11 protein-coding genes are annotated in these 12,009 nt (G+C 43.7%); 1 reads left to right on the top strand and 10 read right to left on the bottom strand.

Annotated elements, in window-relative coordinates; genetic code table 11:
- Positions 1-69: 69 nt before the first annotated feature.
- The 6 genes from HGJ98_RS17140 to HGJ98_RS17115 all read right to left on the bottom strand — a co-directional run bounded on the left by HGJ98_RS17140 (position 70) and on the right by HGJ98_RS17115 (position 7,616).
- Complete coding sequence (locus HGJ98_RS17140; protein ID WP_291352909.1) at positions 70-747, bottom strand: molecular chaperone; 678 nt, start codon at positions 745-747, stop codon at positions 70-72.
- Positions 748-939: 192 nt separating this feature from the next.
- Positions 940-2,112, bottom strand: coding sequence for an NrfD/PsrC family molybdoenzyme membrane anchor subunit (gene nrfD / locus HGJ98_RS17135; RefSeq protein ID WP_291352908.1), 1,173 nt, complete (start codon positions 2,110-2,112; stop codon positions 940-942).
- Positions 2,113-2,124: 12 nt separating this feature from the next.
- The gene (locus HGJ98_RS17130; RefSeq protein WP_291352907.1) at positions 2,125-2,745 is read right to left on the bottom strand and encodes a 4Fe-4S dicluster domain-containing protein; all 621 of its coding nucleotides are present in this window, start codon (positions 2,743-2,745) and stop codon (positions 2,125-2,127) included.
- Between the two features lie 15 nt (positions 2,746-2,760).
- Entirely contained in the window at positions 2,761-5,700 is a 2,940-nt protein-coding gene (locus tag HGJ98_RS17125; RefSeq protein WP_291352906.1) for a molybdopterin-dependent oxidoreductase, read from the bottom strand.
- A gap of 139 nt (positions 5,701-5,839) precedes the next feature.
- A complete protein-coding gene (locus tag HGJ98_RS17120) occupies positions 5,840-6,487 on the bottom strand; it encodes a response regulator (protein ID WP_367142742.1) in 648 nt (215 codons plus the stop codon).
- Positions 6,480-7,616 carry a sensor histidine kinase gene (locus HGJ98_RS17115; RefSeq protein WP_291352904.1) on the bottom strand — a complete coding sequence of 379 codons (1,137 nt, stop codon included), beginning with the start codon at positions 7,614-7,616 and terminating at the stop codon, positions 6,480-6,482. The genes HGJ98_RS17120 and HGJ98_RS17115 overlap by 8 nt, the downstream gene beginning before the upstream one ends.
- A 313-nt stretch (positions 7,617-7,929) precedes the next feature.
- On the opposite strand from HGJ98_RS17115, the gene HGJ98_RS17110 reads away from it, so the two are divergent.
- Positions 7,930-8,562, top strand: a complete 633-nt coding sequence (locus HGJ98_RS17110) for a hypothetical protein (protein ID WP_291352903.1) — start codon at positions 7,930-7,932, stop codon at positions 8,560-8,562.
- A gap of 77 nt (positions 8,563-8,639) precedes the next feature.
- Here the strand turns inward: HGJ98_RS17110 and pyrE are convergent, their stop codons facing one another.
- The 4 genes from pyrE to HGJ98_RS17090 all read right to left on the bottom strand — a co-directional run bounded on the left by pyrE (position 8,640) and on the right by HGJ98_RS17090 (position 11,831).
- The gene (gene pyrE / locus HGJ98_RS17105; RefSeq protein ID WP_291352902.1) at positions 8,640-9,245 is read right to left on the bottom strand and encodes an orotate phosphoribosyltransferase; all 606 of its coding nucleotides are present in this window, start codon (positions 9,243-9,245) and stop codon (positions 8,640-8,642) included.
- Positions 9,246-9,355: 110 nt separating this feature from the next.
- Complete coding sequence (gene pyrF, locus HGJ98_RS17100; RefSeq protein WP_291352901.1) at positions 9,356-10,066, bottom strand: orotidine-5'-phosphate decarboxylase; 711 nt, start codon at positions 10,064-10,066, stop codon at positions 9,356-9,358.
- 33 nt (positions 10,067-10,099) lie between these two features.
- On the bottom strand, positions 10,100-11,017 hold the full coding sequence (locus HGJ98_RS17095) for a dihydroorotate dehydrogenase (protein WP_291352900.1): 918 nt from the start codon (positions 11,015-11,017) through the stop codon (positions 10,100-10,102).
- Positions 11,004-11,831, bottom strand: coding sequence for a dihydroorotate dehydrogenase electron transfer subunit (locus HGJ98_RS17090; protein ID WP_291352899.1), 828 nt, complete (start codon positions 11,829-11,831; stop codon positions 11,004-11,006). Before HGJ98_RS17090 ends, HGJ98_RS17095 begins: the two co-directional genes overlap by 14 nt.
- Positions 11,832-12,009: the final 178 nt, after the last annotated feature.

The raw sequence follows: 12,009 nt of genomic DNA, 5'->3' as shown, positions 1-12,009 counted from the left end.
GAGAAACTTTACCTTACCGTTAAACGCAGGGAATCTTTATTGTTCAGGATGATAAGCGACGCTAAGTCCTTAGATGAGACCTAAACCTGTCTTCGCCAATTTTGCCAAAGCTTGATAAGAAGTGCTCGTCGATTCGGTATGCAGACCGTTGAAAAATTCTACGCACCACTTTTTGAGATGCATCCCTTCGAATTGCTGGATCTGCTGCTCTATTTTTTCCAATGCCTCATTGTTCTCCTCTTTCAAGGCCTGACCCTTCTTACCATATAAATACATCATGAATTCCAGTTCTGTTGCCATATGGTCAGCCGGTTCAGCAGATTGTCGAACTAAACTAACCCCCGCCTCTCGATAACAGCGCTCCACATCAAGGGCCGTCGGGCTCATAAACAGCATGGCTCCCTGACTATTTTCGGGATTGTGAAGAAAAAGTGTCTCATAAATATTTAAAGCAGGCTGCTTGGGATCATCAAAAAGCCGGGTATATTCTCGACGCATCTCACTAAAGAGCAGGGTTGCATCCTCTTTGCTTCCTTTCATTGAATCCAAGGCTTCACTAACTAACGATAAATCTTCTTGACTGCAGGAAAGTTCCTCTAGAATGTTGATCCCGTCCTGTCGGAAACTACCATCGAGGAGTGCTTCTGCCAGTTCTGTGGTAGGGAGACGTAAGGAAATAGATAATAGTTGAAAGAAATCTGAGGTTGCACAGGCCTCTTTCACTTTTTGTTCTTGGATAGTATTCATTGTTTCTCCTTTTCATTAACTCCTAATGTATTAAGTTATAAAAATCCTATATCACAAAGATCGATCTGTCACTGAAATTGTATTCTTCTTCAAATACCTGATTTATTGAAAAGGAGACTTTACAACTCAGTTTAAGGTGAGCTGTAAAGCCCCAGTTCTACCGTATACATTTGTACCGAACGCTGAGATACACTACAGCTTTCGTGTATTGGCAGTTGTCCCAAGGTTAAGTTTACCAAATCCCAAATTCAATAGGAGTGCCCCTAAGGATACGATTCCTAAAGACAACCCGATTTCAAGCAGAGAAGGAACATAGGGTCCTGTTGTCTCGCCATAAACAGGTGTTCCCGGCAAGGTAATCAATGGATTGAATAATTGGGCCTGAAGCAGATTAGATTTAATGAGATAGATTGCTATAAGAGCGATTATCGCACCGCCTAAAAGAAGACCTACCTTCGGTAAGGTTCCTTGTTTAGCTAAAAGAACAATCGCAGTGACAAGAGCGACCATCATTAACCAGAAACCAACGGCCCCTTTTCCTGTGACCAACCATATGAAGGCTGCATAATCTTCTCCGCTACCTGGGTAAAGACCAATCAATATTTCTGTAATTACTATAATGAGCTCGATGCAAAGCAGCAGGGCCGTCAGTTTACCCATCTTAGCTAGTAGACCAATCGGCATCTTAACATAACCGCTCTTATTCAGAATATGGCTTAGAATCATCAGTACCGCTAGAGCAGCTACTAATGCAGCCATTAAGAACGACAAAGGCTGTGCGGGAGTATTCCACAGGGGTCTGGCCACTTGGAAACTGAATACGAATGACGTTACCGTTACGAGAATACCCGCAACAAAAGCAACCACAGCTATCCCTTTTACCCCTTTTTCTTCAATTTTGCCTTCATTAAGTAAAATGAGCTTACGGGTAAAGATAATGGAAATCACCATATACGAAGACAGCATGATGAAATCCCAAAACATCGGTGAAGTCCAATTCCCGCTGGTGATAAACAACCAAACCCGTTCAGGATTTCCAATGTCAACGATGATGAACAGGGACGCAGCTACAATACTGGCTACGGCCCCCAGATAGGAGGCGATCCGAGTATAGGGCTTAAATTCTTCGAGTTTAAAAAGGTAAGGCACCGCTGAAAAAAGCAGACTCCCAGCAGCAATCCCCGTAAAAATCATAAAGCCAACAATATAGAGTCCCCACATATTATTAGTATCTAAGTTGGTCATCTGCAAGCCCCTTGTGAGTTGTAAGACCCAGCAAACTGCTCCAAGGACAGCAAAGACAGCAAAAATCATTGTCCACAAATTTGTTGCACTAGTTTTTTTAGTGTTTGTTACAACTGCCATGTTCCCACCCCTTTACGTTAAGTAGAAGATAGACGGCTTAGTGCCTTTTTCTTCGAGCAAATGGAAATAACTGCGTCCTTGGATAGCTTGGCTTACTTCACTGTTCGGGTCATCGATGTCACCAAAAATTCGGGCCCGATTCGGACAAGTATCAATACAGGCTGGTTTCAAGCCTTGTGCCAATCGATGAGTACAAAACGTGCATTTTTCTACTGTATTATACTGATGAGGTGTAATTGCAGCGTCGCCCATAGCTACATCTATAGCATATTCAGGCTTTTTCCAGTTAAACTGACGAACACTAGCATATGGACAAGCCACCATACAATAACGGCAGCCAATGCATTTATCATAGTTCTGTATCACAATACCATCTTCTTTTCGCTTATATGTTGCCTTTACTGGGCAAGCCTTCACACACGCAGGATTCTCGCAATGCTGACAATTTACGGGCAAGAACTGCATACTCAAATTAGGAAATGTTCCTGATGGCGTATCCATACTCTTACCACCTGCGGTTAAAATTCTATTCCAAAAAATACCGTCCGGTAGGTTGTTTTCGACTTTGCAAGCCACCGAGCAGGCATGGCAACCTGTACAACGATCTAGATCTATCGCCATTGCATAACGCATGATTTCAATACCTCCTTATCTTTTTTTAACGTCCACTAAACAATCAAAGAATGCGAAATTGACAGCCATGGGATCTGAAGCAGCGTTGGTTAACTCTTGAAAACCACCTTCGATGAATTGTTCTCGCTGCCAGCCTTTTGGAATACTGAGAACACCAGCACAAATGGCATCATTGACTTCGGCTTTTAGTACCGCCTTGCCGCGATCATTAAATACTTCTACGATATCTCCGGTCTTAATCCCCCGGGCTTCTGCATCTGCACGGCTGATTTTGGCTAGAGGCTCAGGGTCAATTTCTCGTAACAAAGGCACATTGTACCACTGAGTATGGGTACGGTACCTGGCGTGTTCCTGAATAAATACCAGCGGATATTTGGAATACAACGGATTTTCGCTCCATGCTTCCCCAGGTGCTTTAAAGTAGGGTAGTCGTTCCTTTTCCGTAATACCCTTTAAATTCTGTCCATAATTAACACGGGGCAAGGGATTTTCACAATAGAGCTGCGCTCTGCCGCTGGGCGTATTAAAGAACTCTTCGCCGCGGATAAATGGTTTTTCGGCACTTCCTGTTGCTCGAATTGCTTTTTCTTTTTTAAGTCTCTCGTAAGTAATATTCATTTTGCGTAAGGCGTCAGAATTTAATAGAACTTTAATCCACGCTGTGTCGTCCATGTTTTCGGGAAAGAATTTTTCCAAACCCATTTTCCGACCAATCATGGCGATAATATCTGCATCCGGCTTGCTTTCGTACAAGGGCTCAATGGCTTTTTCCTGCATCGTAACGTACGGGTTGTTATAGTTCACACGAAGGTCATTGACTTCAAACCAGAAGGAAGCAGGTAATACGATATCTGCATAGCGAGCAGTATCCGTAAGCTCAGTATCCACGACAACTGTAAACTCAAGATTCGGCAAAACATCTGTAAGCCATGTTTTCTGTTGTGCAAAGTTGCTCATTGAATTAGAAGAAGTGGTGTACATAGCTTTGATAGGATAGGGTTTTCCTTCCAGAGCCTGATCTCTCACTACTTTATAAAACTCCGTGTGGGGAAGTGTTGAACTAGCCATTTTGCCGTTAGTAACAAACATACCAACGTAATTAAGGGGGGTACTTTGCACAAATAATCCCGTGAAACCTGCGCCCTTTACCCCAATATTCCCTGTTACAGAAGCCATCATGAAGGCAGCAAATGACCATAAATGACCGTTTTGATAGTGATCAATACCATAATTTGTATAGATCTGGGTCGGTCCTGAAACATAAGCTTGTACTAATTTCTCGATTTTCTCGACAGGAATCTTGGTGTATTTACTGGCTTTCTCAACGGTGTACTCCTGCATTTGTTTCTTAAGAAGGCTAAAGGTGGTCTCCACCTCTACTCCTTGAATTGTGTATGTGCCTTCAATGGCTACATCTAGGGGACCTTCTTTTAACAAGGCAGCTGCATTGGCAACACTATCCCATACATAATAATCATCTTCTGCTGGGGGAAGATTGGCAACAAAATCACTCTTTCGCAATATTTTTCCATTATCTTTACGAACAAGAAAAGGTGCTGTACTTCTCTTTTTCATAAATGGGATATTGATTAAATTTTTATTAATAATATGATTCAACATAGCAAGTACCAGCATTAAATCCGAACCCGGAACAATGGGAATGTATTCATCGGATTTATTGGCAGTAGCTGAGTATATTGGATCAATGGTGATAATTTTTGCACCCTTTTTCTGAGCTTCTTTCAGAATGCGCCAATTTTGTGGCTGAGAGTATACCGGATTAGAACCCCAGACAATAATAGTTTTTGAATCCATCATAGTGCGCGGTTCATTACCCCATAGCCAAACGCTGCCGCCTATAACACGGTCAGCGCCATACCCTGTTGCTTGGTCATAACATACATTTAATTTGGTACAGCCGATAGAATTAGTTAGCCTGTTAAAGATACCCAAGCACCCATGGACAACACCATAATTTCCGGATCCGACATCAAAGGCCAGGGCTTTGGGACCATAGTTTGCTTGGATAGCCATAAACTTTTCAGCGATTTCACTAATAGCCTCATCCCAAGAAATTCTTTCCCATTTATCTTCACCCCGTTCACCGACTCGACGCATAGGGTACTTGATTCGAGTGGGACTATAGGTCCTTTGCACATGAGATAAGCCCTTCAAACAGCTCCCGGTATAGATGCTATCCGGGTAAGGTGCAGGGGTTGTTTTGGTTAATTTACCATCCCGGACATGGGCGTTTAAAAGACAACTTTGGAAACAGTTAGAACGACATGGTGAAATCACCAACGTCTCTTCACTTGAGGCCGTCGTACTTTCGTCTCCTGTCGCTAATGCTTTCATCCCAGAACCCCAAGGATTTGCCGCTACTGCACCTGTGGCTACAGCAGTAGCTGCCGAAGCCTTTAAAAAGGTACGGCGGGACAAATTAGAATTAAGTGCAACGTTTTGCTCTTCCTTTTCCATTCCATTTTCCCTCACTTTCATTAGAGTCATAAACTGTTTTTGGTTCTCCATTAAGCGAGCGACGGCCTCGTTGAGTTTTCTGTCCCGCAATACCTGAACCAGAGCAGGAAACAATTGTTCATCTGCGTTTTCCTTGACCACGACAGCACTGGCTCCTGCGGTAGTTAACTCGTACTGATAACCGGTGTTGCTTGTGGACACCAGGGCTACGATGGACAGTCCTGAGTTCTTTTCCTTAATCCGCGTAAAAATCTCCCGATAGTATTGTGAGTACGAAAAAACATCTACGATAGCCAGCCTAGCCTTTTTTCTATCGCTGATCTGATATAATTCCGCGATACTATCTACACAGACGCAATCCACCTTAGCAGAAGCAAAAATTCTTGCTACCACCTGCCGTAACCAAAGATGGGGAATAGCAACAACAACCGTTAAAAACTCTACCTCAGCCTTACTAATACTACTTAAATTGTCCAACCAAAACAGCTCCTTTGCGCTTAAATGCACAAGTTAATTTTATTCTATATGTTGCATCCCCTTTAATCTGTCGGGAATAAGCCTAGATTACGTTGAGAATAACCCGCTAAAAAAACGACAGCAGTGTCAGTAAAAAGCACTACTGTCCCAGTAATTTATAACGGATAGCATAATCCACCAAATCAGACCGATGTTCTAATTTCAATTTGACGGTAATTCGTTCCCGGTAGGTCTCTATAGTACGTGGAGATAAATATAGTTTTTCACCAATTTCCTTGGAGGTAAAGCCGCGAGCAAGTAATTGAAGCACCTGCCGCTCCCTTTCCGACAAGATATCAGGCTTTATCTCCGAGACACTTTCTGTACTGCAATATTGGCGTGCCATCACCTGGACACCTACGGAACTCAAGAAAACCTCTCCATTCATAACCGTTTGAATGGCCTTTAGCAAATCCCGATCTGCCGCCGATTTGTGCACATACCCCATGCCGCCGGCATTCAGAAACTTCAATAGATAGACGTCTTCCATGTGCATGGTAACAGCTATAACCTTAGTTTGAGGCAGTACTTCTAATATTTTATGGGTAGCCTCTACACCGTCGAAATCAGGCAACGAAATATCCATTAGCACTACATCGGGCTTCTCCTCTAAAACGCCTCGAACGGCGCCTGCGCCATTGCCTGCTTCCCCGACGACTTCTATATCCTTTTCTCCCTGCAGCAGCATACATAAAGCATTACGCAGAAGTGTATGATCATCTGTCAGAAAAACACGAATTTTATCCATCATTTCTGCTCTCCTTAGTCAAAGGTAGTGTCATCAAGATCGTAGTCCCTTGCTCTGGCTTGCTTTTTATAGTGAATTCTCCTCTAGCAAGCTTTACACGTTCCTCCATACCCAGCAAGCCTAGTCCGCTATTTACATCTCCTAGATTCATCCCTTTGCCATTATCAGCAACCTGCAGTTCAAGACAACCTTCGTTATAATTCAGTGTGACAAAAACATGGCTTGCCTTGGCATGACGAGCTACATTCGTTAGGCTTTCTTGGACCGCCCGATAGATTATTATTTCTATCTCACCCGGGAGCCGTTCTTTGATCCTGGGACTGGAAAAGTCCGTTGTAATCCCAGAATAACGACGATAGTCTTCAATATACCAATCTAACGCGGGTACCAATCCCAAATTTTCCAACACAGCCGGACGCAGATTCATGGATATCCGCCGCACATCCTCGATAGTTTGTTGGGTGATATAGCGGAGCCCACCCAATCGATCATGAATCAGCTCAAGGTCCTGTTCCTGCTGTAATAGCTTTAATTGAAGCAAAATCGAAGTCATAGCTTGTCCCACCTCGTCATGCAATTCCCGGGACAGCTGTTTCTTATTGTTTTCCAGTTCATCAATTGCCTGTTTGCAAATCCGTTCCAGAGTGCCCTCCCGCAATTTCAGACGCTGTATTTCTGTCTCGGCGTACAAACTATTTCCCAACAAATGGCCAATGCACTGCAATATGCTCAGATTCTTTTCAATCCAACTATCTAACGGGACATACTGTTGCCATCCTGCCACCAAAACTCCAATTAGCTTCTCTCCTACTTTGATGGGCAAGAAAAAACAACTCTGCCAGGGCGCTTCCGGAAAAATTTGATTAATTGACTCCTGATCCTCATAACCAGCCAACTTAGAAGGGAGGACCTCTCCTCCCCAAACATCAGCAAAGCTGAAATCTGCATCTGCATTCATTTGCCCGACTAATACGATATGTTCAAGCTTCTGGAGATAGAGTGCACAAGCATCTGCGCCCAATGTACTTGAGAAATACTCAAATACCTTCTCTGGAATTTCTTCAGACGTCCTCTTTTCAACTGCATCAGTAATCTTTATTAATAGTTGTAATAATAATTGATTCGCCATCAATTCTAACACCTCATGAGTTTACTCGAATCCCCCAGTGAAATGATATTGTTATAGAAGTTCCTTTTAACATTGTACCGTATATTTGCTACAAATGCTGTCCGTCTTAATGGTAATAAATAGACGTTTCTGTGGTGGTTTTTACGGATATCCATTTTTAATCAATTCTCAGGGACAAGGAAATACTTTCAGAGTGTGACACCTTGTGAATTCCTTGTTATTAGTGTTTTCAAATAAGTTATGTTAGTTATAAATTATCCGAACCTTAATGGGGTAACATAAAAGAGTAATCATCCTAAAGGAGGAAGAAACTATGAACTCTAATGGGTTTTCAAGAATACTTAACGGTCTTAATCAAATTAGCAAAACTAAATCAGTTAAAGATTATCTAATCGTCGGGCTTATCAGTGGAGCAGTAGGTTCCATTGTAATCGAACTAGTTAATTTATTATTGGGAAAAAAACTTTTGTTTGGTAAACTTGCCTCTTCAATGATTATAAATCCCCTACGCAGCAATAGCTTAAAGAATATTCTCATTGGGGAGCTTATGCATCTAACTGTAGGAGCAAGTATTGGTGCGGCGATAACCACTCTCCTCAAGAAAACCGGAAAGGATTTTCTTATTATAAAGGGTACCTTTGCAGGTTTGTTAGCCTGGATAGGACTGCATAATCTGGGCAACAGAATGGATCTTTTTAGTATTAAGCCTCACTCGACCAAGAACCACTTCTTTGCATTTATTCAGCACGTGCTGTATGGGATATCGACCTCAGCAGTTATTAAATATCTTGCGAAGACTGATACATTTCAGGATACTTCGATCACAAAAACTGAACGCCAGTCAAGTGAAAGAAATCTAGACTATATGAAGCCATTTTCGCCATCAGGCCTTGAGCCTAATAGTCCGGAGTCTCAGGTATTACAATACAAATATCCTACCGCTTAAAAATAGATCCCACTCATTCGAAACGCAAAAAACAGGCTGGGAATAATTACTTCCAGCCTGTTTCCTCATTTCCGACCTTAAATTTTCCGACTTCCGGGTTTTATAGCTGGGATTCCTTGTGCACAAAGCGGACATTCCTGAGCTTCGAAAGCTTGGATGTTTAATTGGATAATTGAACACTGGGGCAGCCCAAAATCCACCTTACCACCTGTTCGATCAACAAGTACCCCCACACCCACCGCGGTGGCTCCAAATTCCTTAACGACTGCCAAAACTTCCCTAACAGATCCACCGGTTGTGATCACATCTTCAACAACTAACACCCGTTCCTCTGGGGAAAGTGTAAACCCTCTGCGCAGACGCATGATACCATTTTCCCGCTCTGTAAACAAAGCCCTGACTCCTAAAGCTTTGGCAACTTCGTGGGCTACCAAAATCCCCCCCGTCGCTGGTCCGATAACGGTTTTGACGTTCATATCACGGAATTGAGAAGCTAAGCCTTCGGCTAGAATGGCCGCGCGTTCCGGATATTGAAGGACTTGAGCACACTGCATGTATTGGGCACTGTGTTTACCTGAGGTTAAAAGGAAGTGTCCGTCTAATAGTGCTTCACTTTTTTTAAACACATCCAGGTATTCCTCCGTGGTAAGTGGCATCTTATGGTGGTTTGATTGTTGAGTCATTATTTCTATTCCTCCGTTTCTACTGACCTAGTCTTTCATCCGTCCGAGGTGTAAATTCTGCCTGTAAACTACACCATGGAAGTCCGTTATCCCAACGATATTGAACGAGTTTACTCCCAAAGTCGTTTCAAGGCTTGACGCGGATCCTCTGAGCGGGTTATTGGTCTCCCGATAACAAGATAAGAGCTACCGGCAGCTAATGCCTCGGCAGGCGTAAGAACCCGAGCTTGATCCTGAGCTTCACTCCAAGCTGGGCGAATTCCTGGTGTGACAATCAAAAAGTCAGATTTGGTATTCTTTCTGATCTCTCTTGCTTCCTTAGCTGAAGCGACCACTCCATCGAGTCCTGCCTTCTCAGCCAATCTGGCAAGTTCTACAACATGCTCACCGAGGTCTCGTTCAACCCCCATCTCTTGTCTAAATTGAGTCTCTGACATACTTGTAAGGACTGTAACCCCAATCACTTTAGGTATGTTCTTTAGCCTGCTTCCTTCTTCTTGAACTGCTTGGGCAGCCCTGGCCATCATATCATACCCACCACTGCAATGAACATTAATCATGTCTGCTCCACACTGAACGAAGCCACGGATTGCCCGTTCCACAGTTGTGGGTATATCGTGAAGCTTTAAGTCTAGAAAGATGGGGAATCCTAAAGCTTTTAGTTCTTGGATCATAACTGGCCCTGTGTAAGCGTACAACTCCAGCCCAACTTTAAGCCAACAACCACTCCCTTGAAGTGCCATTGCTAAGCCTAAAGCCTCCTCACGCCCCTGGACATCCAGTGCCACCATGACGCGCTGATTATTAAATGTCACATCCAACTATAACCCTCCATTTCCATCTGACGATACTCATCAATTATGCGCTAATCCAACTAGATCCCGCACAGAGGCAAATCCGCGTTGGGCACAGTAATCATTAATTCCTTTAAGAATCTCCAGAGGTGCCTGAGGATTAACGAAGTTCCCCGTTCCAATACTCACAACTGTCGCCCCTGCAAGCAGAAATTCGACGGCATCCTGCCACGTGGTGATTCCACCCATTCCAATAATCGGCAAATCAACCGCTTGAAAAACTTGCCAAACCATCCGAACAGCAACTGGTTTTATCGCAGGTCCGGAAAGCCCTCCAAAGGTATTGGCTAAGACTGGACGTTGTCGATGGATATCAATTTGCATTCCTAACAATGTATTAATGAGAGATAGGGCATCCGCACCTCCAAGTTGAACCGCCCGTGCCATCCCCACGATATCTGTAACATTGGGTGAAAGCTTGGCAATCACCGGGAGGTCCGTTTCTGCCTTCACCGCCGCAATCACTTCTTGAGCACTCTGGGGATCTGTGCCAAAATGCATCCCGCCATGTTTGACGTTGGGACAAGAAATATTCACTTCAAGGGCAGCCAACCCAGAATCCTTTTGCAACGCTCTAGCCAACTGTACATAATCTTCCAGGGAAAAACCAGAAATATTAGCAATCGCCGCAGTGGGTAGCATTCGAACTTTGGGTAAATAGGATTTTACAAATTCATCCAGACCGGGATTTTCTAAGCCGACAGCATTAAGCAGCCCTGCCGGTGTTTCTGCTAACCTCGGAACTGGATTACCAAGTCGTGGCAAAGGAGTAATCCCCTTCAGAGTTATTCCTCCTAAACTTTCAAGAGGACAATAAGCAGTATACTCCTCTCCAAATCCGTAAGTTCCTGAGCACGTAAGAAGGGGATTTCTCAATGTTATGCCCGCAAGCTGTGTCGTAAAATCAACAGGACTCATCCCAGACAACCTCCTCCCCTTGAAAAACAGGCCCATCTTGGCATACCTTCTTATGAATCAACGTTCCAGCTTCGTCAGTTAGGGTAACCACACACCCTAAACAAGCTCCAACGGCACAACCCATTCGTTCTTCTAAGGAAACTTCCACTGGGACTTTATAGTCCAGACACAAATCTGTCACGGCCTGCATCATCTTCTTCGGTCCGCAAGTAGCCACCCTTATCTTACCACCGCTTATAGCATGCTTTTCTAACAGCTCTTTTAACTGCACAGTCACGAGCCCCTTTTGTCCTAGACTTCCATCAAGTGTACTTAAGTGTATCGGTATCCCTAGCCCTTGCCAAGAGGAAAGGCCTGCACTCTCTAGAAAGGACTGATTTTCTCCTCCCCAGAACAAACGCACTGTCAGACCTTGAGCTAGCGCACTTTGGGCTAAGGGATAAAGTGGAAATATCCCAATCCCTCCGGTAACCAACCATAACTCCCCTTCATCCGGTAGAGAAAAACCCTTTCCAAGTGGACCCATAACACTAAGTTTATCTCCGCATTTTGCTCTCGCTAAGATTTCCGTTCCTCGACCTTGAATTCGATAGAGCAGAGTAATTTCGTCACGCTCAGAAGAGATCCCTGCTAAACTGATGGGCCGTCTCAACAAAGGATCAAAGGATGAGATCGAAGAGTCTTGTACTTGGATTGCTACGAATTGTCCAGCCTTAGCAGTTTGGGCAATGGGTCCCTTTAAAACCAATTTCCTAAGCCTTTGATCTTCATCTCCCAAGCGTTCGTGAATAACCACTTGTCCTTCGATTAGCATGGCAACCTCCTTTAATTCGAGGCTCGAAGTTCGACGTTCGAGGTTCGAATATCTTGTGTTTGTTCTGGGACGATTCTCGACTTGCATGCTACAAGCATGCGACTTATATACTTAAATTTCATTTGTGCAATTGCTCTGACTGTAATCATTCTTGTAATAACTTCTCTCATACTTGCAT

This window comes from Desulfosporosinus sp., from assembly GCF_014237355.1.
Classification (GTDB): domain Bacteria; phylum Bacillota; class Desulfitobacteriia; order Desulfitobacteriales; family Desulfitobacteriaceae; genus Desulfosporosinus.
Note: the sequence above shows the minus strand (reverse complement) of the source record. Positions and strands in the feature narration are given on the sequence as shown.

Bases quoted from the DNA above. Each gene is read 5' to 3' on its own strand.
- HGJ98_RS17140 (WP_291352909.1), bottom strand. From the start codon at position 747: ATGAATACTATCCAAGAACAAAAAGTGAAAGAGGCCTGTGCAACCTCA.
- nrfD (WP_291352908.1), bottom strand. From the start codon at position 2,112: ATGGCAGTTGTAACAAACACTAAAAAAACTAGTGCAACAAATTTGTGG.
- HGJ98_RS17130 (WP_291352907.1), bottom strand. From the start codon at position 2,745: ATGCGTTATGCAATGGCGATAGATCTAGATCGTTGTACAGGTTGCCAT.
- HGJ98_RS17120 (WP_367142742.1), bottom strand. From the start codon at position 6,487: ATGGATAAAATTCGTGTTTTTCTGACAGATGATCATACACTTCTGCGT.
- HGJ98_RS17115 (WP_291352904.1), bottom strand. From the start codon at position 7,616: ATGGCGAATCAATTATTATTACAACTATTAATAAAGATTACTGATGCA.
- HGJ98_RS17110 (WP_291352903.1), top strand. From the start codon at position 7,930: ATGAACTCTAATGGGTTTTCAAGAATACTTAACGGTCTTAATCAAATT.
- pyrE (WP_291352902.1), bottom strand. From the start codon at position 9,245: ATGACTCAACAATCAAACCACCATAAGATGCCACTTACCACGGAGGAA.
- HGJ98_RS17095 (WP_291352900.1), bottom strand. From the start codon at position 11,017: ATGAGTCCTGTTGATTTTACGACACAGCTTGCGGGCATAACATTGAGA.
- HGJ98_RS17090 (WP_291352899.1), bottom strand. From the start codon at position 11,831: ATGCTAATCGAAGGACAAGTGGTTATTCACGAACGCTTGGGAGATGAA.